The following is a 24,701-nucleotide window of genomic DNA, read 5'->3' as shown; positions in this document are numbered from 1 at the left end:
AAGCCCCAAGGGGATCCTCGGCTTCGTGATCCCCCTGATCTGGCTGCACTTCGCCTTCAACTTCGCCGTCCTGGTCCTGCTCGTTCTCACGTGGGAGCACGTGCGGGATCGCCGGCTCTCCACAGCCTCCGCCGCCTGACGCCCCGGGCAGGGACGGAACGTCCGCACCGGGCCAGGCCCCGCGGTGCGGCGGGCCGGGCCCTGGAGACCCGCCCGCCGGCAGGACGCGCTCACGCGGCCAGCAGGCGGACCATCTCGCCGTGGACGCGCCCGTTGCTGGCCAGGACGTCGCGGCAGTCCAGGTGGTAGGGGGCTCCGCGCATGTCGGTGATCCGGCCCCCGGCTTCCTGGACCAGCAGAGCCCCGGCGGCCACGTCCCACGGGTTGAGGCCGGGCTCCCAGAAGGCGTCCAGCCGGCCAGCCGCCACATAGGCCAGGTGCAGGGCCGCCGCGCCCAGGATGCGCACCTCGATGGCCGTGCGCATCAGCCGCCGGATCTGCGCGATGTTCAGCCCCGTCTCGCGGATCTCGTAGGGCAGCCCGGTGGCCACCACGGCCTCGGCCACGGCCGCGATGTCCGACACCCCCAGGGGCCGCTCGTCATTCCCCCGCCGCACGACGGCCCCGCCGCCCCGCCGGGCCACGAACAGTTCGTCCAGGGGGGGATGGTAGACCACCCCGGCCACCAGCTCGCCGTCCCGCGCCAGGGCGATGGAGACGGCAAACAGGGGCACGCCGTGGGCGAAGTTGGTGGTGCCGTCCAGAGGGTCTACGATCCACCGGTACGGCCCTCCGGAGCGGACGGTTCCCTCCTCGGCCAGGATGCCGTGGTCGGGGAAGCGCCGGGCCAGCAGGCCCACGATGAGGTCTTCGGCCATCCGGTCCGCCCGGGTCACCAGGTCGGCGGGCCCCCGCTTGGTGGTCACGGCCTTGGCCTCCCGGGGCGCCGCCAGCATGCCGTTCAGCAGCCGGCCCGCCTGCACCGCCGCGTCGGCGGCCGCCGCCACGAACTCTGCCTCCACAGACCACCTCCTGTCGGACCGCGCGCCTGGCCGGATCTCCCGCGGGCCGCGCACGGTGGATGGCGTTCTGCGGCGGCGGCGGTCCCCCCTGTCCGGTTGCGGGGGAGGGAACCCGCCAGGAGGGGCCGCCCCCGCGCGCACGGAAGGAAGGACCTGTGGCTGCGACCGTCGAGATCCGCCGCGCCACATCGCGGGATATCGGAGGGATCCTGCCCATCTGGGGCCAGCTGGCCGAGTTCCACTCGGCTCTGGACCCGGCGTTCCGGCCGGCGCCTGACTGGGAGCGGGAGTACGGGGCGTACCTGCGGGCCCTGCTGGCCCGGGACGACGCTCTGGCGGTGGTGGCCCGGGACGGCGAGGAGATCATCGGCTACGCGGTGGGGCGCATCACCACCATGCCGGCCTTCTTCGCCCAGCGGCAGCGCGGCTACATCCACGACGTGTACGTGCGGCCCGAGTACCGCCGCCGCGGCATCGGCCGGCGCCTGGTGGAGGAGATCCTGGCCTGGCTGCGCCGGCGCGGGGTCACCCTGGTGGAGCTCACCGTCGCGGCCGCCAACGAGGCCATCCCGTTCTGGGAGCGCCTGGGGTTCCGGGTGTACATGCACCAGATGAAGCTGGACCTGCTCCAGAGGCGGGAACCGCCCCGCAGGGGGTGAGACGGCCGTGCGCCTGGACGCAGTCCTCCGCGACGTGCGCGACGCCGGGCTGGACGCCCTGCTGGTCAGCACCCCCGCCAACACCTACTACGTCTCCGGGTTCCGGGCCGTCATCTACTCGCGGCCGGTCCTGGTGGTGGTGACCGACCACCCGGTGCTCATCGTCCCCGAACTGGAGCTGGCCCACGCCCGCCAGCGCTCGCGCATCGCCGACGTCCGTGCCTATTCGGACGCCGACCTGGGAGGCCTGGAGGGGCGGTCGCCGCTGCATCTGGCCCTGGACTGCGCGATGGACGCCCTGCGCGAGCTGGAACTGCACGGACGGCGGGTGGGGTTCGAGCCCGGCGGCCTCACCGCCGAGGGCCACGCCTACCTGGCGGAGAGGTGGGGACACCCGCTGCAGCCGGCGCGCGGGGTGGTGGAGCGCCGCCGGATGGTCAAGGACCGGGACGAGATCCGGCTGATCCGGATCAGCGCGGAGCTGGCGGAGCTGGGCATGCGGGTGGAGGTGGAGAGCAGCCGGCCCGGGGTCAGCGAGATCGAGATCATGGCCCGGGGCGATGCCGCCATGCTGGTGGAGGCGGCCCGCCGCTACCCCGAGCACCACGTCACCGCCGGCTCGCGGCCGGTCTCGGGCGACAAGACCGTCCTGCCCCACTCGCTGCCCTCGGGCCGCCGCCTGCGGCGAGGCGACGTGGTCATCCACGGGACCGGGTGCGCCACCGAGGGCTATCACGCCGAAGACGAGCGCACCATGATCGTGGGGCCGCCCACCGCCGCCCAGCGGCAGCTATACGAGCTGATGGTGCGCGCCCAGCAGGCGGCCCTGGAGGCGATCCGGCCCGGCGTGCCCTGCAGCGCGGTGGACCGGGCCGCCCGCCGGGTGATCGACGAGGCCGGGTACGGGCACGCGTTCATCCACCGCACCGGCCACGGCCTGGGCATCGACATTCACGAGCTGCCCTTCTTCGCGCCCGGCGACCACACCGTGCTGGCCCCCGGCATGGTGATGTCGGTGGAGCCCGGCATCTACGTGGAGGGCGTGGGGGGGTTCCGCCACTCGGACACGGTGGTGGTCACCGAGGAGGGCTGTGAGATCCTGACCCGCTTCCCCAAATCCCTCGACGAGCTGAGCCGGCCGTGAGATCAGGGGGGATCCGATGAGGTGTTCTGCCATCGTCCCGTCCACCTTCTCCATCGTGGCCCTGGACCCGTCCACGGGCGAGGTGGGGGTTGCCGTGGCCAGCAAGTTCCTGGCCGTCGGCGCCGTGGTCCCCTGGGCGCGGGCCGGCGCCGGGGCCGTGGCCACCCAGGCGTGGGCCAACCTCGGCTACGGCCCCCAGGGGCTGGACCTGCTGGCGCGCGGCCACAGCGCCGAGGACGTGGTGCGGCTGCTCACCGAACCCGACCCGCAGCGGGACCACCGCCAGGTGGGCGTGGTGGACTGCCGCGGCAACGCCGCCGCCTGGACAGGGCGCGAGTGTCTGGCCTGGGCCGGCCACCGCACCGGGCGGGGCTATACGTGCCAGGGCAACATCCTGGCCGGGGCCGCCGTGGTGGACCGCATGGCGGAGGCGTTTGAGGGATCCACGGGCCCGCTGCCCGAGCGGCTGCTCGCCGCCCTGGAGGCCGGGCAGGCCGCGGGAGGTGACAGCCGGGGCCAGCAGTCGGCGGCGCTGTACGTGGCCAAGGAGAAGGGCAGTTACGGAGGCTACCTGGACCGCTACATCGACCTGCGGGTGGACGATCATCCCACGCCTCTGGTGGAGCTGCGCACGCTGCTGGAGCTGCACCGGCTGTACTTCGGGACCACCGACCCCGCCCGCCTCACCCCCCTCACCGGCGCCGTCGCCCGGGAGGTGCAGCAGATCCTCCGCCGCCTGGGCTACTACCGCGGGGAGATCACCGGCGTCTACGACGACGCCACCCGGGAGGCGTTCCGCCGCTTCTGCGCCATCGAGAACTTCGAGGAGCGCTGGCGCGAGGACGACCTGGTGGACGGGGAGATCCTGCAGTTCATGCGGCGGCGTTTCGGGGCGCCCGCGGACCCGCAGCGATGACCGGCCGGGAGCGGGTCCTCGCCGCCATCAGGGGCGCGCCGGTGGACCGGGTGCCGGTGGCCCTGTGGCGGCACTTCCCCACCGACGACCAGAAAGCGGAGACGCTCGCCCGGGCCCACATCGCCTTCCAGCGGCAGTTCGGATGGGACCTGCTGAAGGTCACCCCGGCCAGCGGCTACTACGGCGACGACTGGGGGCTGCGGGCGGGGTACCGGCCCAACCGGGAGGGAGTGCGCCACTACACCGACCGCCCCGTCAAGAGGGCGGCCGACTGGAGGCGGCTGCGGGTTCTGGATGTCACCGCCGGGGCCTACGGCCGCGAGCTGCACGCCCTCGGCCTCATCCGCGGCGACCTGGCCGACGACCTGATCCTGGCCACCGTCTTCAGCCCCCTGACGGTGGCCCGCACCCTGTGCGGGGACCAGGCCCTGGTGCGCTACCTGCGGGAGTCCCCCGACGACCTCGTGGCGGGGCTGGAGGTCATCTCCGAGGTCACGGCGCGGTTTGCGTCCGAGGCGCTGGCCGCCGGAGCCGACGGGATCTTCTTCGCCACCCAGTGCGCCACCACCGACTACCTGACGGTGGAGGAGTACGAGGAGTTCGGGCGCCCCTACGACCTGCGGGTTCTGGAGGCGGCGGCGGGAGCCGAGGTGCGGATGCTGCACCTGCACGGGACCGCGGTGATGTTCGACCAGCTGGCCGACTACCCGGTGGACATCATCAACTGGCACGACCGCCGCACCCCGCCCACCCTGGCCGAGGCCCGGCGGCGCTACTCGGGCTGCCTGGCGGGCGGCGTGGACGAGTGGGGCACGCTGTCCACCGGCACCACCGAGGAGATCGCCGCCCAGGTCGCCGACGCCATCGCCCAGGCCGGCGGCCGCGGGCTGCTGGTCACCGCCGGGTGCGTGGTCCCCGTCGACCTGCCGCCCGAAAGGCTCCTGGCCGTCCGGCGGGCTGTGGAGCGCCCCCCGTAGGGGCCGGCCCGCCGGCGGCGCGCCCGGCGCGTCCGCCGCCTTCGCGCTCATCGCCCGCTTTTGCGCTATAGTGGAAGGCGAACCCCGGCCATGGGCGCCAACCTCACCCGCAAAATTCTCCAGGCCCACCTGACGGAGGGCCGCCTGGTTCCCGGCGAAGAGATCGGCATCCGCATCGACCAGGTCCTCTGCCAGGACCTCACGGCCACCCAGGCCTTCCTGCACTTTGAGGCCCTGGGCCTCCCGCGGGTGCGCTGCCGGCTGGCCGCCTGCTACGCGGACCACAACGTGCTGCACATCCGGCCCGAGAACATGGAAGACCACCTGTACCTGCAGACGGCGTCCCGCAAGTACGGCGTGTGGTTCGGCAAGCCGGCCACCGGCATCGGCCACCAGATCCACCTGGAGCATTTCGCCGTGCCCGGCGAGACGGTTCTGGGCGCCGACAGCCACACGCCCCACTGCGGGGGCGTGGGGATGCTGGCCATCGGCGCGGGCGGCATGGACGTGGCGGTGGCCATGGCCGGGGGGCCGTACTTCTTCACCATGCCGCACGTGGTCCAGGTGCGCCTGGTGGGCCAGCTGCGGCCCTGGGCGACTGCCAAGGACGTGATCCTGGAGCTGTTGCGCCGCCTGACGGTGCGGGGAGGGCGGGGGCGGATCTTCGAGTTCACCGGCCCGGGCCTGCGGACCCTCAACGCCCAGCAGCGGGTCACCATCGCCAACATGAGCTACGAGCTGGGGGCGACCACCTCCGTCTTCCCCTCCGACGACGTCACCCGGGACTACTTCCGCCGCCTGGGGCGCCTGCGCGACTGGCGGGAGATGCTGCCCGACCCGGACGCCGACTACGACGACACCCTGGAGCTGGACCTGAGTGCCGTCGAGCCGCTGGTGGCCCTGCCCAGCCAGCCCGACAACGTGGTGCCGGTCCGGGAGGTGGCCGGGATCCGGATCCATCAGGTGATGGTCGGCTCGTGCACCAACGGCTCGTACACCGACATCCAGGCAGTGGCGCGCATCCTGCGCGGCCGCCGCGTCCATCCCGAGGTGTACGTCTTCGTCCACCCCAGCAGCCGCGCCGACCTGGAGCTGCTGGCCCGGGAAGGGTACGTGGCCGACCTGCTGGCCGCGGGCGTCAACGTGGCCGAGCCCACGTGCGGGGCGTGCATCGGCTTCGGCCATGTGCCGGCCCCCGGCACGCGCAGCCTGCGGGCCATCAACCGCAACTTCAAGGGCCGCAGCGGCCTGGCCGACGACCAGGTGTACCTGGCCAGCCCCGAGACCGCCGCCGCCACCGCCCTGCGGGGCGTCCTCACCGACCCCCAAGACCTGGAAAAGGAGCTGGGCATCTCCGCCCCGGAGCCGCTGCTGCCGGAGGCCATCCCCCAGGACAACCCCAACCTGATCCCGCCGGCATCCGAGGAGGAGGCCGCGGCCATCGAGGTGCACCGGGGCGAGAACATCCGCCCCGCGCCGGTCAAGCCTCCTCTGGAGGAGGGTCTGAGGGGGTCGGTGCTGATCAAGGTGGGCGACGACATCAGCACCGACCACATCATGCCCGCCGGAGCCGAGATCGTGGCCTTCCGCTCCAACATCCCCCGGCTGGCCGAGTACGTCTTCCACCGCCTGGACCCCGACTTCAGCGCCCGCGCCCGCAGCCGGGGCGGGGGGTTCATCGTGGGCGGGGAGAATTACGGGCAGGGCTCGTCCCGGGAACACGCGGCCCTGGCCCCGATGTTCCTGGGGGTCCGGGCCGTGCTGGCCAAGTCCTTCGCCCGCATCCACCACGCCAACCTGGTCAACTGGGGTGTGGTACCCTTCACCTTTGCCGACCCCGCCGACTACGAGCGGGTGCAGCGGGACGACGAACTGGAGATCCCCGGGGTACGGGAGGGTATCGCGGCCGGCGCCAGCACCTTCACGGTGCGCAATCTCACCCGGGGCGGCACCGTCACCGTCACCGTGACCCTCACGCCCCGGGAGCGGGCCTACCTGCTGGCCGGCGGCCGGCTGGCCCACGCCCGGCAGCGGTCCGGGACCTGACCGACCCGGCACCTCAGCCGGTGCCCGCCCGCGGGCGGCACGCCGTCACCGGCCCACGTACTCCCGCACGTCCAGCAGATCCCGCAGGGCGTCCCCCACGAAGTTGATGCTCAGGACCACCAGCATGATCGCCAGCCCCGGAAACACCCCCAGCCACCAGGCGCTGAGGAAGAACGGCCGCGCGTCGTTGAGGATCAGGCCCCAGGTGGGCGTGGTCGGCTTGACGCCCAGCCCCAGGAAGGACAGCCCGGCCTCTCCCAGGATGGCGTAGGAGATGCTGACCGTCCCCTGGACGATGATCGGCGCGCCGGCGTTGGGCAGGATGTGGCGGAAGATGACGCGCCGGTCTGAGGCTCCCAGCGCCCGCGCCGCCGCCACGTACTCCTCGTTGCGGATGGCCAGCACCATGGCCCGGGCGATCCGGGCGAAGTCGTCCACGAAGGCCAGGGTGATGGCCACAATGACGTTGGCCAGGCCCGTGCCGAAGATGGCCACCAGGCCCACGGCGATGATGAAGTTGGGAAAGGCCCACTGCAGGTCGATATAGCGCATCACCAGGGTATCCACCCAGCGGCCGTAGTAGCCGGCCACCAGCCCCAGCAGCGACCCCCCGGCGGCCGCCAGCGCCACCGTCACCAGCCCCACCATCAGGGACACCCGCCCCCCGAAGATGATCCGGGACAGCAGGTCGCGGCCCAGGTCATCGGTCCCCAGCAGGTGGGTCCGCCCGGGGCCGACCAGGATGTCGGCGGTCTGGAGGGCGGGATCGTAGGGAGCCACCCACGGCGCGGCCAGCGCGGTCGCGGCGGCCACGGCCAGGAGGACGACCCCCACCGCCGCCCGTCGGTCCCGCGCCAGGCGTCGGGCGATGGCCCGGACCCCGCGGCGCCGGGGGACGACGGCCGGATACACCAGCTCGGCCACGCCCACGCTGGTTCACTCCACGTAGCGGATCTTGGGGTTCACCAGAGCATACAGGACGTCCACCAGCAGGTTCGTGAACACGAAGATCCCGGCGATGACCAGGATCATGCCCTGGACAATGGGAAAGTCGCGGTTGAGGATGGCCTCAATGAGCAACCGCCCCACGCCCTTGATGGCGAAGACGTTCTCGGCAATCACCGCTCCCGCCAGCAGCAGGGCGAAGGCGATCCCCATCACCGTGAGCACGGGGATCAGGGCATTCCGCAGGGCATGGCGCAGGACGACCACCCGGGCCGCCAGGCCCTTGGCCCGGGCGGTGCGGATGTAGTCCTCCCGCAGCACCTCCAGGAGCGCGGACCGGGTCATGCGGGCCAGGATCGCCGCAAAGGTCGTCCCTGTGGTCACCGCGGGCAGGATCAGGTGTGACAGCCACACCCCCACCCCCGCCGACAGCGGCTCGTACCCGAAAGCCGGCAGCAGCTGCAACTTGACGGCAAAGATGATGATCAGAACAATGCCCAGCCAGAAGTCCGGCATGGACAGTCCCAGAAACGCCAGGACCGTCAGGGCGTGGTCGGCCGGCGAGTACCTCCGGACGGCGGACACAACCCCCGCCGGCAGGGCGAGACCGACGGCCACCCCGAAGGACAGCAGGGCCAGCGAGAGGGTGCGCGGCAGGGCTTCCCGGATCAGCACCGACACCCGCTGCTGGTTCCAGATGGACGCCCCCAGGTCCCCCCGCAGCAGGCGCCCCATCCACCGGACGTACTGGACGGGAAACGGCTGGTCCAGCCCCAGGTTGCGGCGGATCTGCTCCACCGTGGCCGGGTCGGCCTCAAACCCGGCCAGCGCGCGCACCGGGTCGCCGGGGATCGCCCGCATCATGAAGAACACCAGGGTCGCCACTGCCCACATGACCAGCAGCGAGTAGGCGACCCGGCGCGCGATGTACGCCTTCACGTCCGGCTACCGCACGGTCAGCGTGTCCAGGTCCCGCAGGCCGGGAATGTGCACAAAGCCCCGCACGTTGCGCCGGTACGCGGCCACGTCCACCCCGTGGAAGAGAAAGACGCAGGGCGCGTCCTTGGCAATGAGGTCCACGGCGGCCTGCACCCAGCGGACGCGCCTGGCGGTGTCCACCGTTTCCCGCTGGGCCGCGTTCAGGGCGTCCACGTCCCGATTGGCGTAGCCGAAGGTGTTGAACTTGGCCCCGCTCCAGAACCAGTCGTCGATGGAGTCGTCAGGGTCAGGGTCCCCGCCCGACCCGATCTGGCACAGTTCGAACTGGCCCTGGTCGAAGCGCTGGACCTGGACCGGGAAGTCCACCACCTCCAGCTCGATGGTGATGCCCAGAGTGCGCTTGTAGATGTCGGCGATGACCTCCCCCCGCCGCCGCACCCCGGGGCTGACCAGCATCTTGATGCTGAACCCGCTCCGGTAGCCGGCCTCGGCCAGCAGCCGCCGCGCCTGGTCCGGGTCAAAGCGCTGGGGGCTGGTGGCGGCCAGATCGCGGAAGTATGTCTTCTGGGCCCTGGGGATGGGGCCGAAGGCGGGAACCCCCAGACCGAACAGCGCCCGGCGGATGAGGTCGTCCCGGTCCATCCCCTTGGCCAGGGCCAGCCGCACCCGCACGTCGTCGGTGGGCAGGGAGGCCTTGCCGATTTTCTGCTGCTTGTCGGCGCGCAGGTTGAAGAAGACGGCCTGAAACCCCGGGTCGTCGGCCTGGGAGATGACCACGTCGCGGTTGGCCCGCACCCGCGGCAGCAGGGCCTCGGGGACCACGTTGATGAACTCCACCTGGCCCGACTCCAGCGCCGCCACCAGCGTGGCCGGCTCCTCGATGTTGAAGATGGTCACCCGGTCGACCCGCGGCCGATCCTTCAGGTAGTAGTCGGGGAACTTCTCGAGAACGATCCGCTCGCCCAGACGGTGTTCCACGATGCGGAACGGCCCGGTGCCCACCGGCCGGCGGGTGTATTCGCGCCCCATCTGCTCGATGGCCCGGCGGTTGACGATGGTCAGGGCGCGGCCGCTGCTGCGCTCGGTGATCTTGACCAGCATGGAGGCCCGGGGTTGCCTGAGGGTGAAGCGCACCGTGTGCGCATCCAGTTTCTCCGCCTTCTCAAAGGGGTCCAGGATGCTGCGGTGCAGGGACCCCACGGCCGGATCCCGGGTCCGGTTGAAGGTGTAGATGACGTCGTCGGCCGTGAAGTCGTCCCCGTTGTGCCACTTCACTCCCCGGCGCAGGCGGAAGGTCCACACCAGCCCGTCGGAGCTCACCTCCCAGCTTTCCGCCAGGTCGGGCCGGGGCACCAGCCCCTCGTCGATGTGGGTGAGCCCGCCCAGCACGTTGCTGGTCACCTGGAACTGCACCACCTGGTTGATGAAGGCCGGGTCCAGGTTGGTGAACTCCCGGACGTTCCAGGCAGCCTTGAGTTCGCCCCCGGGTCGCCCCTGGGCGAACGCCGGAAGCGGCCGCAGGAGCGGGGACAGGTAGTGCAGCGCTCCGGCGGCGACCGCCAGCCGCAGGAACACGCGGCGGGTGATCCGGCCGCTGCTCAGGTCAGACCAGTCCAGCCCCAGCCGGGGATCGGCGGGATCGTAGTCCAGCGCCCACCGAAGGTCCGCCTCCCACTGCGGGATACGGCGCTCGTCCACAACGGATCCCTCCCCCTCTGAACGGACGTTCACCCCACAGACTACTCGCGCTTGAGCGCGTCCTCGATCATGTCGAAGTGGGCGTCCATGGCCGCTGCGGCCCGAGGTGCATCCCGATCCGCCAGGGCCGCGTAGATCTCCTCGTGGGCACGGCAGGCGGTGGCAAAGAAGGTGCTGTCCGGAGTGTAATCCCGGGCCCGGAGCGCCACCGCCAGCTGCTGTCCCATGATCTCCACCAGCGGCCGGACGGCCCGCTCCAGGAGTGAGTTGCCGGTGGCCCGGGCGATGGCGAGGTGAAAGACGGCGTTGGCTGCGTTGAACTCCTCAAAGCTCGCCCGGACGGCGGCCTCCCGCATGCCGTCCAGGGCGCGCCGGACCTCCTGCAGAGCCCGGTCCGTCGCGCGCCCGGCCGCCCACGCGGCGACGGCCCGCTCCAGGACCCGGCGGGCTTCCAGGGCCTCCACGGGGCTGTCGCTCTCCTCCAGCCACGACAGGGCTTTGTACCCGGCTCCCTCCGGGAGGCCGGTCACGTACGTGCCGTCCCCGGCGCGGCTGTCCACGACGCCCACCAGCTGGAGCGCGCTGAGGGCTTCCCGTACCGACGGCCTGCTCACGCCCATCTGGTCGGCCAGAACCCGCTCAGGGGGAAGACGGTCACCAAGCCGGTAGACGCCGGTCCGGATCGCCTCGAGGATCTGCTCGGCCACGTAGGCGCTTTTCCTCTTCGTCTCAATCCGCTGAAAGGGCATAGCAGGGTATCGGCTGAGTTTGACTAAAAACCTAGACAGGGATTGTCAGGCTGTCAAGTGGTCAGGCCAGTTCTCCGACCGGGTCGGGGCGGCCGGGGTGACGTACGTCCGCCCCGCCGCCACGATGCCAGGACATCGTTTGGGGAGAACAGAATCCCGACGAAGAAGCGCGTCTCCAGGGAGGTGGACGGAGTGGTGAGACGGCTGCTCATCGTGCTTGTGGGTGCCACCGTGGCCGCCGCATGGGTGCCGGCAGTCCTGTCGGCGCCGGCGGTGCGCCTGTCCATCGCCACCGGCACCACGGGCGGTGTGTACTTCCCGCTGGGGGGCGGGCTGGCGTCGCTGATCTCCAAGGAGATCCCCGGCGTGACGGCCACCGCGGAGGTCACCCCGGCGTCGGTGGACAACATGCGCCTGATCGCCGCCAAGCGCGCCGACCTGGCCTTCACCCTGGCCGACACCGCGTATGACGCCTACCACGGGCTGGACATCTTCCGGGGCTCGCCGGTGCCCATCCGTACCCTGGCCCCTCTGTACAACAACTTCAACCACCTGGTGACCATCGAGGGCACCGGCGTCAACACCATCCAGGACCTGCGGGGCAAGCCCGTGTCGGTGGGCCCGCCGGGCAGCGGCACCGAGCTGACGGCCCTGCGCATCCTCCAGGCGGCCGGGATCGACCCCGACCGCGACATCCGCAAGGAGCGCCTGGGCCCGGCGCCCTCGGCCGACGCCATCAAGGACCGCAAGATCGTCGCCTTCTTCTGGAGCGGCGGCCTGCCCACCTCGTCTGTCCTGGACCTGGCCGTGTCCCCCGGCGTGCGGATCAAGCTGATCCCCCTGGACGACGTGCTGCCGGCCATGCAGCGCCGGTGGGGGAACCTGTATTTCCGCGCCGTCATCCGCAAGGAGTTTTACCCGGGGATGACGGCCGACGTGGCCACCATCGGCGTGGCGAACCTGCTGGTCGTCCACCGGGACTTCGACGCCGAGCTGGCCTACCGGATCACCAAGCTGCTGTTTGAGAAGCGCGACGAGCTGGCGCGGGTCCACCGGGAGGCGGCCAACATCACCCTCATCGGCGTGGCCGGCCGCTCGCCGGTGCCGTTCCACCCCGGAGCCATCCGGTACTATAAGGAGCGTGGCGTCGAAGGGTTTTAAAGCCGGCCCCGCCGGGATCGGGGCGGCGGCCGCTGTTCTGGCGGCCGCCGCCCTGGCGGCACTGGCACCCGTACCTGTCCTGGAGGTCGCACGCGAGGACAGCGGGCGTCTGCTGTGGCGCCTTCCCGTCCGCAATGGCTCCCGGGTCAGACTCCACTATGTCAACTCCCTGTATCACGCCCCCACCACCGAGGAGTTTGTGGTGAGAGAAGGCGCGCTCCGCCTGGTAGAGGTGACGACCACCGCGGAGGCGGTGATGGAGTACCTGCGCATCGATCCACCCTACCGCATGGTCCACGGACGGCTGGCGGCCGCCACCTCCGGGCCGACAGTACCGGCGCTGGTCACCCGCATCGGCCAGACCGGCCGCCAGTGGCTGGAGGTCGGCGACCGGCTCCTGCCCCTGTACCGGGTAGGGGTGGGGGAGGCGGTCCGGATCCGGGTGGTCCGCCGCCCGTGGGCGGTCGCGCAGCTCGGCCCCTTCGCAGAACGTCCGGAGACGCCATGACACCCGCGGGCCCTTCGAGCGGCGCGCCTGTCGCCCCTGACCAGCAGGTCAAGGAAATCGTCGAGAAGTACGAGGGAAAGACCCGCCCCCTGGGCGGGGTCTGGGGGGTGCTGGCCGCGGCCGTGGGCGTCGCCATGGCCGTGTACCACCTGTACGCCGCAACGGTTCCCTTCGTCCGCCAGATCCACCTGGTCCGCCACCTGATCTTTGTCCTGGTCCTCATCTTCCTGCTGTATCCGGGAACCCGGCGGTCGCTGCAGCGGACCTCACCCACCGGGTGGGACCTCCTCCTGGCCGCCGCGAGCATCGCGTCGCTGGGATACATCCTCGTCGACTTCGAAGCCTTCATCTACCGGGCCTACATCCCCACCCGGCTGGACCTGACCTTCGGCATCATCACCATCCTGCTGGTCCTCGAGGCCACCCGGCGCACGGTGGGCAACGCCCTGGTCCTGGTGGTGGCCGCCTTTCTGGCTTACGCCTTTGTCGGACCGTGGCTGCCCGAGCCCTGGACCCACCGGGGCTACGACCTGACGCGGGTGGTCGGGCAGCTGTACATCACCCTGGAGGGCATCTTCGGCGTCCCGCTGGAAGTCTCGGCCACCTTCATCATCCTGTTCACCATCTACGGCGCGGTCCTGGACGCGTCCGGGGCCGGAAAGTTCTTCGTCGACCTGGCCCTCAGCCTCACCCGGGGCCGCCGCACCGCCCCGGGGCAGGCCACCACCGTGGCCTCGTTCCTGCTGGGCGGGCCGTCGGGCAGCGGGGTGGCCACCACCGTCACCGTGGGCGCCATCACCTATCCCCTGCTGAAGCGGGCCGGCTACGACCGGGAGTCGGCCGGGGGGCTGCTGGCGGCCGGGGGGATCGGCGCTGTGATCTCCCCGCCCATCCTGGGGGCGGCGGCCTTCATCATCGCCGAGATCCTGAAGATCTCCTACCTGCAGGTCCTGGTGATGACCATCATCCCCACGGTCCTGTACTACTTTGCCATCATGCTGATGATCGAACTGGACGCCCGGCGCATGCAGCTGCAGCCGGTGGAGATCGCGGCGGCCGAGACCCGCGAGCTGGTGGGCCGTTACTGGTACCTGCTGTCGTCGCTGGTCGTCATCCCGCTGTTCATGGTCATCGGCTTCACCGCCATCAAGGCTGTCATCTGGGCCACGGGGCTGGCGGTGGTCACCAGCCTGCTGCGCCCCGAGACGGCCCTGGTGAGCGTCCGGCGGACCCCGGCCCCGGGAGTGGGGTGGGGGGCAGAGGGCCTCCGCCTGGGGCCGGTGGCGGTGGACCCTCGCCGGCTCATCGCCGCGCTGGACAACGGCAGCCGCCAGGTCCTCAGCGTCGCCGCCACCTGCGCGGCCGCGGGGTTGATCGTGGGCGTCGTCAACCTGACGGGGCTGGGGTTGAAGGTGTCGGACATCATCATCACCTATGCGGGCGGACGCCTCCTGCCCACCCTGCTGTACGCCGCCCTCGCCCTGTGGGTGCTGGGGCTGGCCCTGCCCATCACCGCCACCTACATCATCGCCGCCGTCATCGTGGCCCCGGCGCTGACCAAGCTGGGCGTCTCGGAGCTGGCCGCGCACATGTTCATCTTCTACTACGCCATTCTCTCGGAGGTGTCGCCGCCGGTGGGCCTGTCGCCGCTGGCGGCGGCCGCGCTCACCGGAGGCCGGCCGTTCCGGACCATGCTGATGGCGTGGAAGTACACCCTGCCGGCGTTCGTAGTCCCCTTCATGTTCACCATCCACCCGGCCGGGCTGGGGTTGCTCCTGCAGGCGCCGGCCGCCGAGGTGGTCAAGGTCACCATCACCGCCATCCTGGGTCTGGCCGCCCTGGCGGCCGGCATCAGCGGGTGGGCGCTGCGGCAGACCACCTGGCCGGAACGGGCGATCCTCATCGCGGCCGGCCTCCTGCTCATCTACCCGGCCACAGCCCTGGACCTGCTCGCCCTGGCCCTGGCCGGCGGCGTCCTGGCCGTGCAGGCCATCACCCGCCCCGCCCCTCAGCCCCGCTGATCCCTCTGGCCCGCCGCGGGTGCGGGACGTGTATGCTAGGAGTGTCACAAGCGTACCGCAGGGAAGGAGGGACGGGCGCATGGCCGAGGAGCAGGAAACCGCGCAGACTCCCGAGCAGCCGGCGACCCTGGTGGACCTGCTGCGGTGGTTTGTGGGCGTGCTGGCGGGCAGCGCCTGGCAGTACCTGGGGCTGGTGCCCAACCCGAACACCAAGAAGATCGAGCAGAACTTCGACGACGCGCGGCTGGCCATCGACACCATGTCGGCAGTTCTGGACCTGCTGCGCCCGCGCCTGGACGACCGCCAGCGCCGGGAGATGGACGCGCTGCTGGCGGACCTGCGCCTGAACTTCGTGGAGCAGAAGGCGCGGGCGGAGGCCGCCCAGACCGCAGGGCGGCCGGCGGGAGGCCCGTAGGCGGCCCATGAACCGCCTGGCCGCAGAGCGCAGCGCCTACCTGCAGGCGGCCGCCCACCAGCCGGTGGACTGGTTCCCCTGGTCGGAGGAGGCCTTCCAGCGGGCCCGGCGGGAGGACCGGCCCATCCTGCTGGATGTCGGGGCGGTGTGGTGCCACTGGTGCCACGTGATGGATCGCGAAAGCTACGAGGACCCGGAGGTGGCCCGCATCATCAACGAGAACTTCGTGGCCATCAAGGTGGACCGGGACGAACGCCCGGACATCGATGCCCGCTACCAGCAGGCGGTGGGCGCGCTGTCCGGCGAAGGCGGGTGGCCGCTGACGGCGTTCCTGACCCCCGACGGCCAGGTCTTTTTCGGCGGCACCTACTTCCCGCCGACGGACAGCTACGGCCGGCCGGCATTCTCACGGGTTCTGCTCAGCGTCGCCCGCTACTATCGGGACAACCGCTCGGATGTCCTGCAGGCGGCCGCGGACCTGCACCGGCAGCTGGCGGCCCACGGGCGCCCGCGACAGCAGGGCGACCTCAACCCGGACCTGCTGGCGGCGGCGGAGGCCGCCATCGGGCGGGCGTTCGACCCCTCCCACGGCGGTTTCGGAAGCGCGCCCAAGTTCCCCCACCCCGCCACCGTGGAGTTCCTGCTGCGGCGCCACTTCCGCACCCGCGCCCCGGACCTGCTGGAGATGGCGGCCCTGACCCTGGACCGGATGGCCCGGGGAGGCATCCACGACCAGGTGGGCGGAGGCTTCCACCGCTATGCCACCGACGCCCGATGGATCCTGCCCCACTTCGAGAAGATGCTCTACGATAACGCGGCGCTGCTGCTGGCTTACCTGCACGGCTACCAGGCCACGGGGCGGGAAGCGTTCCGCGCGGTGGCCGCCGACACGATCGACTTCATGGCGCAGGTGCTGTGGGACCCGCAGCGGGCGGCCTTCCGCGGCAGCCAGGACGCCGACGTGGCCCCGGGCGACGATGGAGGCTACTTCACCTGGTCCGAGCAGGACGCGCGCGCGGTGCTCACCGACGACGAGTTCGCCGTCCTGGCCGAGCACTACCATCTGCGGGGGCGGGGCGAAGTGCACACCGACCCCACCCGGCACGTGCTGTACGTGGACCGGGACCCCGACGTGGTGGCCGCCTCTCTGGGCAGGGACCCGGACGAGGTGCGCCGGCTGATCCGCAGCGGCCGCGCCAGACTCGCCGCCGCCCGGGCCCGGCGGCAGGCGCCCATCACCGACCCCGCCTGCTACGCCTCCTGGAACGGCATGGCGGTGTCCGCCTTCCTGGAGGCGTCCGTCGTCCTCGACGACGCCCGCTGCCGGGCGCTGGCCCTGCAGGCCCTGGAGGGTTTTCTGCAGGCAGCGTTCTCCCCGGCGCGCGGGTTCGCGCACGCCCTGGGGGATGACCCCGTGTCGGGAATCCGCTTTCTGGACGATCAGGCCCAGATGGCCCAGGCGCTGCTGGACGCCTATGAAACCACCGGCCAGGCCCGGTACCTGCGGGTGGCCCGCCTGGTGGCCGACCTGATGCTGCGCGACTACTGGGAGGGGACCGGATTCCGGGATGTGCCTCGCGATGCGTCCGGCCCGGGGACCGACCTGCCCCACATTCCGGTGCAGGACGCGCCCACGCCGGCGGCCAACGCGGTGGCCGCGCGGGTCCTGCTGCGGCTGTCCCGCCTCTTCCACCACCTCCCCTACCGGGAGGCGGCGGAGGACCTGCTGCGGGCGTGGGCGCCGGCCCTGGCCCCGCACGCCGTGTTCGCCTCCACCCTGCTGCTGGCGGTGGACGACCTTCTGACCGAGCCGGCCCACGTGACCGTCGTCGGCCCGCTGGACGACTGGCGGACGGCGGGCCTGCATGCCGCCGCGCGCCGGACGTATCGGCCGGACAAGATCATCTCGGTGCACGGCGACGGGCAGGACGTCCCTCTCCCGCCGGTAGTGCAGGCGATGGCCACGGCGGCGCGGCAGCCCACGGCCTACGTGTGCGCCGGCACGGCCTGCGCGCCGCCCGTTACCGACCCGCAGGCGCTGGCGGACACCCTGGCCACCTTCGGCACTGCCCGCCCCTGAGCCGTGTCCTACGCCCGCCTCAAGCACCTGCTGTCCGGCCTGGCGCTGGAGGCGCTGGGCGATCCCGCCGGAGCATCGTGGGCGCCGGTGGCCTGCGCCTACGGCGAACTGGCCACCAGCGACCGGCTCGCCGTGCCGCTGGAGGTGGTGCTGGAGCGCGCCGGCCAGATCGGACGGCCTGTGGGCTACAGCCCCCAGGAGACAGATGCGTCCATCCTGGCCGAGCGGGGACTGCTCCTCCGCGGGCCGGACGTCCTGTCGCTGCACCCGGAGTTCGCCCCGTACCTGGACTACTGCCGGCGGCAGACCTCGCGGCTGGTGCGGGCCCTGGTCCGGATGCGGCAGGAGGGCGCGGGGGACGCGCTGCGCCGGGCCGCGGCCCTGCTGGAGGCCGGCCTGTACTTCGAATGCCACGAGCTGCTGGAGGGAGTCTGGCGCGCCACCCGCGGGCCGGAACGGGACTTCTACCACGGTCTCATCCAGGTGGCCGCCGCCTTCTACCACTTCGAGAAGGGCAACTGGCACGGGGCTCGGGTCCTGCTGGATAAGGGGCTGGACAGGCTGCGGCGGTACCCGGACACCTACCTGGGGGTGGACCTGCGGTCGCTGGTCGAGGGCCTGCGGCCCTGGCGGGACTACTTCGGGACGGCCGGAGTCCGCCGCCGGCCGGACCTGTACCCGGCCCTGCGCTTTGTCGCCTGACGTCCGCGGGCGACGCGGTCACAGCACGGAGCGGTGCGGGCGCGCCCGGGTCTGTGCTACTATGGAGCACGGCCGGAGGGGTGACCGAGTGGCCGAAGGTAGCCGCCTGCTAAGCGGTTGAGCGGGCACACACCCGCTCCGTGGGTTCGAATCCCACCCCCTCCGCCACTCCCAGGCCGGGAACTTCGCGGTCCGGGACCGGAGAGAGCACGGACCGGAGACGGAACCGGGTACCCCCCCTTGCCCGCCGGATCCCTGATCCCTGACCTCGCAGTTCCGCGCCTAGAGACCTTCCACGATCTGCTTCCACTGGCCGGGCACGAAGACCATGATGGCCATCACCCGGCCGCGCATCACGCCGAACTTCCCGATGTCAAACGCGATGCCCAGGCTGTCGTAGATCAGGGTAATGCTGCGCGAATCCTCGTCGGTGGTGAACTCGCTGCCGTAGGCTGCCTCCACCGCCGCCCGCTCCGACCCGCCGGTCAGCCCGCCCTTGTCGGTCCGGTAGGCGTCGCTGAGCTGGATGAGCACGAAGACGACCTTGCCGCTGTCCTTCTCGGCGATCAGCAGGAACGGGCGCAGCGGCCAGTCGTAGATGGAGTATTTCTCGCGGTCGGCCTTGTCGTACAGGTCCCCCAGCAGCCGGACGGCCTCATCCACCTGTCCGCCTACCTGGATGCCGCCCGCCGACTGGCCGGCCACGATGGCCGACGACGTCTGCGCCGCCGCCGGCACGCCGGCCAGCGCCACCACCAGCAGTCCTGCAATCAGAAGGTGCCTCACGACCCTCACCCCAGTGGGGATACCCTCACTTCGGCCCCCCTCCACACCGTGCCCCCGGCGGAGGCGTCCTAGCCCGCCCGGGGCGGCATCCCCACTGTACCACAGGGAGGGCACGGGGCCTGTGCTATAATCAGCCTGCGCGCGCCCGTAGCTCAGTGGATAGAGCGTTGGCCTGCGGAGCCAAAGGTCGTGGGTTCAAGTCCCGCCGGGCGCGCCATCCTCTCCCTGCGAAGCGCAAAGGTTTTAAGCCGCCATCCCGGGACTTGAACCCACGACCTGAGGGACGCCATCCTCTTTCCCCTCTCCCTCCGGGAGAGGGCAGGGTGAGGGCACTCAAGCCCCGCCGGACCTCCCGGTTCCCTCCGCCCAGGCCCGGATGTCGACGGAAAACGGCAGGCGAGGCGGATCACCCTCGGTGCCGGGCGCCGGATTGCGTTCCAGGTACTCGATATCAATCAGCGAGAAAGGGAAGATCGCGTGCAACGTCACGGGTGAGCCACTCGAGTTGCGCGTGCCATGGGCGGTCCCGGCGGGCACAAAGACGACGGCTCCGGATCCGACCGTCTGAGTGTCATCGCCCAGCCTGACCTCTGCCACGCCCTCGTCGATGACGAGTATTTCCTCCATCGTGTGGCGATGAAGCGGAATGCGATCGCCGGGGGCCAGCACCTCCCACAGCACGACCAGCCCGTGCACGAATGCACCGTCGGGCCGCGCCGGATCCACGACTGCGGCGATGCGGCTGTTGGGCCGCCAGTCATCGGGATCCGCGGCATCGGTGAGGGGAACGAAGCGGCGCTCGGTAATGATAGCCATCTCATCCTCCTCGGCCGTATACGCATCGGGGAGGGCCGAAGGCTCCGACCCTCCCCGCCTGCGCACTCGCATCAGCGCACGATGATCGTTCCGGTCATCCCTTCCACCGGCATGTGGACGGGCTCCCCGTGGAGAGGGTGCAGGGCGAGGGCCCCAGCGCGGTGGAGCGCCCCGTCAGGGACGCAATCCCTGTTCCCCTCTCCCGCCGGGAGAGGGCAGGGTGAGGGTCTGACCCCAAAATTCCCGGTGCGGGGGCGCACGAGGAAAAACAGAAGGAGAAGCCGGGCCGGCCGCAGAGTCAATTTCCCTCGAAGGGGGTGAAAGCGCCATGAGCGCGGATTGCGTGGAGTACGTGTACCTGGAAACCCACCACTGGGAAGAGTCGCTGGCCTTCTGGCAGCGGCTGGGCTTCCGGCTGGCCCTGAACCTGGGGCGGGCAGGCCGCCTGGAAGCTCCCGCCGGAGGGACAGCGATCTTCCTGGAGGAGGTCCCCGGGCATCACTCCCTGACCATGGAGGTCTACCTGCGCGCGCCCGAGGAGTTCGAGCCCTCCGGCCCAGTGCAGGTCGTGCAGCGCTGGCACGACAGCCACTGGGGGACACGCCTGATGCAGATCCGGGACCCCGACGGCCGGACGTTCACCGTCCAGGTCCAACCCCGGAAGGGCGGCAGCCAGACCTGACCACGGGACAAGCACGCCGGGTACGCCGCACTCTCACCACCGCGGCAGCGCGGGCCACCATACCCGCCACCGGCCGGGCCCGGAAGAGATGACCACGCTGGCCCCATCGCCGAAGGCCTGCGTCAGATCCAGGACCCGGTCGCCGACGCGCAGGCGGTGGCCGGCCCGGGCGGGGATCCGCAGGGGCAGCGCGCCCACCCGACGGGGCGACCGCAGCACGTACTGGCCGCCCTCCCGCGCATAGCCGTCTGCGGGCAGCTCCGCGCCCTGGGACACGAACCGCACCTCCACCAGCCAGAGCCCGTCCCGCTCGGCCTGGAACACCTCCGCCACCGGCGTGCGCTCGACGGTGTGGGTATACAACAGCTCGACCCGCGCGCCCGGAGCGACGGCCACCAGTGCTGACCGTCCCTCCCCGGCGACCCGCACTCCACCGGACGATCGGTCGGCATCAGGGCGGTGATCCCGCGGTACGTCCCGGGGGGAATGACCTGGCGCGTGTAGAACGGCCAGCGGGCCCGCAGGGCCTCGTCGCCGATGGGCAGGATCACGATGTCCCGCGACGCGGCGACATCCGTCACGGCGGCGGTGGGGATGCCGGCCGTCAGGAAGACCACGGATCTCATCCCGCAGCTGGTCCATGCGAGCCGCAAAGGACAGGAAGTCCACCCGCAGCTCGCGATAGTAGATGTCGTGCACCTGGAGAATCTGCCGGGCGTTCGCCTCGGTGCTGCTGCCCGGCGCCCCCCACCACGCGCCTGCCCCGGAGGTGCTCCACCCGACTGATCCCCTTGTCCCGCAGGGTCACGATCTGGATGGTCTCCGGGTACAGCATGGCCACGCCGCGGAAGGCCGTGATGGGACGCGGTCGGTTAGACCCGGGCTCGGCGAACATCTCCCGGCCGTTGCATGCGTGGTAGGCGATGTCGTTCTGGACCAGCGCCAGGTGGGCATCGTCGCGGGCCAGGAACTGGATGTTGGCCACCGGCGCCAGCAGCAGGATGTGGAATCCCTGGGCGATGGTCAGGCTGACGGAGGCCAGCTCGCCGACGCCACGATCCCCAGAACGCCGCCCCATGGGGCTGGCACCGTGCAGCAGGAAGCCGATGAGGACCACCAGGGGTGCCACCAGGTACGACCGGGTCACCACGATCGCCCGCACGCTGGACAGACGGTCCCGCGGCAGTCGGCCAGGCCCAGCATCGGCGGGCAAGCCCCCCGGGGTCCGTCTGGACGGGCGCCCGGAGCCGGACGGGTCGCGTATAATGTGAGCGCGGGCCCGTAGCTCAGTGGACAGAGCAGGGGACTCCTAAGCCTCTGGTCGGGGGTTCGATTCCCTCCGGGCCCGCCAGAGATGGTGGAGCGCCCCGCCAGGGGCGCCATCCTCGTTTCCCTCTCCCTCCGGGAGAGGGCAGGGTGAGGGCCCCCGGTGGAGCACCCCGATAGGGGTGCAATCCCCAGCCACGGAGAGTCTGTCGCCCGACCTCCCAGACGGTCAGACGCACACACCAGACGTCCTTCGTGCGCACAGTGCAACGCCTCCCCGACGATGAGGGTCTGACCCCAAAATTCAAAAGATCCGGGGTGCCGGGGCCTTCGACAACGGAGGTCTGCCCCCAAAATCCGAAGTGCGTCGCTCATTGGAACGGCGCAAACCCGTATGCCGCCGCAATGAAGGCGTGAAAAGACGACCATGGCCAGCCCGCCCGGAGGATTGGTGGAGGGCGCGCCCGAAGACCCCCGTCGGCACATGGATCGCATTCTCAGGGTCGTCCTCGCCCTCGCCCTGGCCGCCACCGTCGTGGCGGCGGAGGTCGGCCCGGCTCCGGGTCTGCGGGCGGCAGAGCCGCCGGTCGTCTTCAGCGGGGACGTGACGGACAGCTCGGCCGTCATCTGGGTGCGGACCGGCACCCCCGGGGCCGTGCGGGTGGAGTACGGACCCACGGCCGCCCTGGGCCGAAGCACCACGCCCGTCACCGTTACCGAGGCCACCGACTTCACGGCGAAGGTGGAACTCTCCGACCTGCAGGCGGCCGCGCGGTACTTCTACCGGGTGGTTGCGGAACCCGGGGGCACTGCAAGCCTGGTCGGTGAGCTGCAGACGGCACCGCCACCTGATGCCGCAGCCGCCCTCGCTCTGGCGTGGGGCGCGGACACCAGCGAACGTTTCCGGCCTTTCCGGATCTTCGACGCCATCCGTGCGGCGCAACCGGACGCCTTCCTGTTCCTCGGCGACACCATCTACTCCGACCTGGACTGCGGAGCGCAGACCCTGGCCGAGTACCGCGAGTGCTACCGGCGCAACCGCGCCGACGAGCCGTTCCGCCGGTTTCTCCGGACGGTGCCGGTGTGGACAACCTGGGACGACCACGAGGTGGCCAACAACTTCGACCGGACCCATCCGCGCCTGGCCATCGGCCGGCAGGCTTTTCTGGAGTACTGGCCGATACGGACCCCCCCGGCGGACCCCACCCGCCTGCACCGGTCGTTCCGGTGGGGCCGCCTGGTGGAGATCTTCATCCTCGACACCCGCCAGTACCGGTCACCGGCCTACGACCGGGACACCCCGGCCAAGACGATGCTGGGAGAACAGCAGCGGCAGTGGTTGCTGCGGGGACTGGCCGAGTCCCGGGCGCACTTCAAGGTGGTCGCCACCAGCGTCCCCCTCAAGTTCCACGGCGCCGACTCCTGGGAAGGCTACACCGCGGAGCGGCAGGTGATCCTTGACACCGTGGCCCGGGGCATCCGGGGAGTGGTATTTGTCAGCGGAGACGTGCACTACGCCGCGGTGATCCGGCACAGGGAGGGAGTGCTGGAGGGCATCGCCGGGCCGCTGGCGGCCGTCATCAACACCCGACGCCGGGCCGCCGAGTATCCCGAGACCGTGTTCAGCTTCAACCGCAGCTTCACCTTCGGTCTGCTGCGGATCGAGCCGTCACCTCCGCAACTGGCGGTGGAGCTCTATGACGTCGACGGCCGGCTGCTGTACCGAACGGTGACGGGTCCATGAGCGCAACATCACCTGCGTCCCTCGGTAGGGCACCTGCCACCAGGCGACACGAAGGGAGGCCGCAGGCCGGACCCGAGGAACGCCTCCGGAGACGTCGAAGGCAAGGCCGAATGCACAAGGGGGTGCCGAAGATGTGCGCCCGATGGAGCGTCCATGGCGCCGTACTGGCGGGGCTCTTGCTGCTCGCCCTGGGCGTGGCCGCCGCCGGCGGCCCGGTGACCATCACCTTCTGGCACGGCATGAGCGGCGTCCTGCAGCCCGCCGTCAACGAACTGACCGAAGACTTCAACAGGCTCAATCCGGGGATCGTGGTCACCGCCCAGTACCAGGGCACTTACGGGGCATTGAACCAGAAACTCATCGCCGCGGTGGCGGCCGGCAACCCACCCACCATCTCCCAGGTGTTTGGCAACTGGACGGACCAGCTGATCCGGGCCGGAGCCATCGTGCCCGTGGAGCGGTTCATGCGCGGACCTCAGGGTCTGTCTGAGGAGGAGATCAACGATATTCTCCCGGCTCTGCGGCAGGCCAATACCTTCAACGGCGTCATGTGGACCATGCCGTTCAACAAGAGCCTGTACCTGCTGTTCTACAACGCCGACCTGCTGCGTGAGCACAACCTGACGGTGCCCCAGACCTGGGACGACCTGGTGACTGCCGCCAGGGCGCTGACCCGACAGGAAGGGGGGCGGGTGGTGCGCTACGGGTTCGTGGTGCGCCCCACCACCGATTACTTCCTCACCATGCTGCTCACCAACGGCGGTGACTTCCTCGCGCCCGGCGGGCGGGAGGTGGCGTTCAACAGCCCGGCGGGCGTGGAGGCCCTCCAGTTCCTGGTGGACCTGGTGAACACCCACAAGGTCGCCTACGTCCTGCCGGGATTCGCCGATGCAGACTTCGGAGCGGGCAAGGTGGCCATGTACTTTGCCACCAACCCCGGTCTGGCCTTCGCCCGGGCCGCCGTGGCGGACCGCTTCACCATCGGCCTGGCGCCCCTCCCCTACCGCCGCAAGCGGGCCACCATCCTCACCGGCACCGACCTGGCCATCCTGGCCCGCGCCACGCCGGAACAGCAGGCGGCGGCCTGGCGGTACATCAAGTTCCTGACCAGCACCACCGGCACCACCCGGTGGTCGCTGCGCACCTTCTACATGCCAGTGCGACGGTCTGCGGTCGAGTCCACCCTCATGAAGGTCTACCTGCGCGAGAACCCCCTGCACAAGGCGGGACTGGACTCGCTGGCTTTCGCCCGCAGCGAGCCGGCCATCGCCGAGTGGCAGGAGATCCGCGACATCATCCAGGACGCGGTGGAGGAGGCCATTCTGGGCAAGAAGACGGCGGCGCAGGCGCTGGGCGACGCCGCCGTCCGGGCGAACCGGTTGCTGGCCCAGCGCCCCCGCTAGCGGACGACTGGATCCTGGGGGC

The 24,701-nt window shown here is 71.0% G+C and carries 23 protein-coding genes and 3 tRNA genes; 17 read left to right on the top strand and 9 right to left on the bottom strand.

Annotated features, from left to right (window positions below; translation table 11 throughout):
* Positions 1-230: 230 nt before the first annotated feature.
* Complete coding sequence (locus tag RB150_01525) at positions 231-1,022, bottom strand: inositol monophosphatase family protein (GenBank protein ID MDQ7819219.1); 792 nt, start codon at positions 1,020-1,022, stop codon at positions 231-233.
* Positions 1,023-1,081: 59 nt separating this feature from the next.
* Here RB150_01525 and RB150_01520 point away from each other — a divergent pair, with 59 nt between their 5' ends.
* From RB150_01520 to RB150_01500, 5 genes are all read left to right on the top strand, one after another.
* Positions 1,082-1,681 carry a GNAT family N-acetyltransferase gene (locus RB150_01520; protein ID MDQ7819218.1) on the top strand — a complete coding sequence of 200 codons (600 nt, stop codon included), beginning with the start codon at positions 1,082-1,084 and terminating at the stop codon, positions 1,679-1,681.
* A gap of 7 nt (positions 1,682-1,688) precedes the next feature.
* Positions 1,689-2,825, top strand: coding sequence for a Xaa-Pro peptidase family protein (locus RB150_01515; protein ID MDQ7819217.1), 1,137 nt, complete (start codon positions 1,689-1,691; stop codon positions 2,823-2,825).
* Between the two features lie 16 nt (positions 2,826-2,841).
* Positions 2,842-3,741: a DUF1028 domain-containing protein gene (locus tag RB150_01510; protein ID MDQ7819216.1), complete on the top strand. Its 900-nt coding sequence runs from the start codon at positions 2,842-2,844 to the stop codon at positions 3,739-3,741.
* A complete protein-coding gene (locus tag RB150_01505) occupies positions 3,738-4,718 on the top strand; it encodes a uroporphyrinogen decarboxylase family protein (protein MDQ7819215.1) in 981 nt (326 codons plus the stop codon). The genes RB150_01510 and RB150_01505 overlap by 4 nt, the downstream gene beginning before the upstream one ends.
* Positions 4,719-4,808: 90 nt before the next feature.
* Positions 4,809-6,764 (top strand): aconitate hydratase, encoded by a 1,956-nt coding sequence (locus tag RB150_01500; protein MDQ7819214.1) that lies wholly within the window; start codon positions 4,809-4,811, stop codon positions 6,762-6,764.
* Positions 6,765-6,809: 45 nt separating this feature from the next.
* Here RB150_01500 and RB150_01495 read toward each other — a convergent pair whose 3' ends face one another.
* The 4 genes from RB150_01495 to RB150_01480 are packed head-to-tail and all read right to left on the bottom strand — an operon-like array spanning position 6,810 to position 11,095.
* Positions 6,810-7,694: an ABC transporter permease gene (locus tag RB150_01495; protein ID MDQ7819213.1), complete on the bottom strand. Its 885-nt coding sequence runs from the start codon at positions 7,692-7,694 to the stop codon at positions 6,810-6,812.
* Between the two features lie 6 nt (positions 7,695-7,700).
* Positions 7,701-8,648 carry an ABC transporter permease gene (locus RB150_01490; protein ID MDQ7819212.1) on the bottom strand — a complete coding sequence of 316 codons (948 nt, stop codon included), beginning with the start codon at positions 8,646-8,648 and terminating at the stop codon, positions 7,701-7,703.
* 6 nt (positions 8,649-8,654) lie between these two features.
* Complete coding sequence (locus tag RB150_01485) at positions 8,655-10,346, bottom strand: ABC transporter substrate-binding protein (GenBank protein MDQ7819211.1); 1,692 nt, start codon at positions 10,344-10,346, stop codon at positions 8,655-8,657.
* Between the two features lie 41 nt (positions 10,347-10,387).
* Complete coding sequence (locus RB150_01480) at positions 10,388-11,095, bottom strand: FCD domain-containing protein (GenBank protein ID MDQ7819210.1); 708 nt, start codon at positions 11,093-11,095, stop codon at positions 10,388-10,390.
* 195 nt (positions 11,096-11,290) lie between these two features.
* Here RB150_01480 and RB150_01475 point away from each other — a divergent pair, with 195 nt between their 5' ends.
* The 7 genes from RB150_01475 to RB150_01445 all read left to right on the top strand — a co-directional run bounded on the left by RB150_01475 (position 11,291) and on the right by RB150_01445 (position 18,150).
* A complete protein-coding gene (locus tag RB150_01475) occupies positions 11,291-12,256 on the top strand; it encodes a TAXI family TRAP transporter solute-binding subunit (protein ID MDQ7819209.1) in 966 nt (321 codons plus the stop codon).
* Positions 12,237-12,764 carry a hypothetical protein gene (locus RB150_01470; protein MDQ7819208.1) on the top strand — a complete coding sequence of 176 codons (528 nt, stop codon included), beginning with the start codon at positions 12,237-12,239 and terminating at the stop codon, positions 12,762-12,764. The genes RB150_01475 and RB150_01470 overlap by 20 nt, the downstream gene beginning before the upstream one ends.
* Complete coding sequence (locus RB150_01465) at positions 12,761-14,785, top strand: TRAP transporter fused permease subunit (protein ID MDQ7819207.1); 2,025 nt, start codon at positions 12,761-12,763, stop codon at positions 14,783-14,785. Before RB150_01470 ends, RB150_01465 begins: the two co-directional genes overlap by 4 nt.
* 79 nt (positions 14,786-14,864) lie before the next feature.
* Entirely contained in the window at positions 14,865-15,200 is a 336-nt protein-coding gene (locus tag RB150_01460; protein MDQ7819206.1) for a DUF1844 domain-containing protein, read from the top strand.
* 7 nt (positions 15,201-15,207) lie between these two features.
* Positions 15,208-17,280, top strand: coding sequence for a thioredoxin domain-containing protein (locus RB150_01455; GenBank protein MDQ7819205.1), 2,073 nt, complete (start codon positions 15,208-15,210; stop codon positions 17,278-17,280).
* Positions 17,281-17,283: 3 nt separating this feature from the next.
* Positions 17,284-17,982 (top strand): DUF309 domain-containing protein, encoded by a 699-nt coding sequence (locus tag RB150_01450; protein MDQ7819204.1) that lies wholly within the window; start codon positions 17,284-17,286, stop codon positions 17,980-17,982.
* Between the two features lie 74 nt (positions 17,983-18,056).
* Positions 18,057-18,150 (top strand) — tRNA-Ser (locus tag RB150_01445).
* A gap of 114 nt (positions 18,151-18,264) precedes the next feature.
* Here RB150_01445 and RB150_01440 read toward each other — a convergent pair.
* Positions 18,265-18,768, bottom strand: coding sequence for a hypothetical protein (locus RB150_01440; protein MDQ7819203.1), 504 nt, complete (start codon positions 18,766-18,768; stop codon positions 18,265-18,267).
* 141 nt (positions 18,769-18,909) lie between these two features.
* Between RB150_01440 and RB150_01435 the strand changes: the two genes are divergently transcribed.
* Positions 18,910-18,985: transfer RNA gene (locus RB150_01435), tRNA-Arg, on the top strand.
* A 116-nt stretch (positions 18,986-19,101) separates the two neighbouring features.
* On the opposite strand, the gene RB150_01430 is transcribed toward RB150_01435, so the two are convergent.
* Positions 19,102-19,584, bottom strand: a complete 483-nt coding sequence (locus tag RB150_01430; GenBank protein MDQ7819202.1) for a cupin domain-containing protein — start codon at positions 19,582-19,584, stop codon at positions 19,102-19,104.
* A gap of 328 nt (positions 19,585-19,912) precedes the next feature.
* On the opposite strand from RB150_01430, the gene RB150_01425 reads away from it, so the two are divergent.
* Positions 19,913-20,266, top strand: coding sequence for a VOC family protein (locus tag RB150_01425; GenBank protein ID MDQ7819201.1), 354 nt, complete (start codon positions 19,913-19,915; stop codon positions 20,264-20,266).
* Between the two features lie 33 nt (positions 20,267-20,299).
* Here RB150_01425 and RB150_01420 read toward each other — a convergent pair whose 3' ends face one another.
* Both RB150_01420 and RB150_01415 read right to left on the bottom strand, forming a co-directional pair.
* Positions 20,300-20,662, bottom strand: a complete 363-nt coding sequence (locus RB150_01420; protein MDQ7819200.1) for a DUF1850 domain-containing protein — start codon at positions 20,660-20,662, stop codon at positions 20,300-20,302.
* A 226-nt stretch (positions 20,663-20,888) separates the two neighbouring features.
* Complete coding sequence (locus RB150_01415; protein ID MDQ7819199.1) at positions 20,889-21,428, bottom strand: TAXI family TRAP transporter solute-binding subunit; 540 nt, start codon at positions 21,426-21,428, stop codon at positions 20,889-20,891.
* Positions 21,429-21,541: 113 nt separating this feature from the next.
* Between RB150_01415 and RB150_01410 the strand changes: the two genes are divergently transcribed.
* The 3 genes from RB150_01410 (at position 21,542) to RB150_01400 (ending at position 24,679) form a co-directional block, all read left to right on the top strand.
* Positions 21,542-21,617 (top strand) — tRNA-Arg (locus RB150_01410).
* Positions 21,618-22,016: 399 nt separating this feature from the next.
* Complete coding sequence (locus RB150_01405; GenBank protein ID MDQ7819198.1) at positions 22,017-23,276, top strand: alkaline phosphatase D family protein; 1,260 nt, start codon at positions 22,017-22,019, stop codon at positions 23,274-23,276.
* Positions 23,277-23,407: 131 nt separating this feature from the next.
* On the top strand, positions 23,408-24,679 hold the full coding sequence (locus tag RB150_01400; GenBank protein MDQ7819197.1) for an ABC transporter substrate-binding protein: 1,272 nt from the start codon (positions 23,408-23,410) through the stop codon (positions 24,677-24,679).
* Positions 24,680-24,701: the final 22 nt, after the last annotated feature.

The organism is Armatimonadota bacterium, from assembly GCA_031081675.1.
In the GTDB taxonomy this organism is placed as follows: Bacteria; Sysuimicrobiota; Sysuimicrobiia; order Sysuimicrobiales; family Kaftiobacteriaceae; genus Calidihabitans; species Calidihabitans tengchongensis.
Note: the sequence above shows the minus strand (reverse complement) of the source record. Positions and strands in the feature narration are given on the sequence as shown.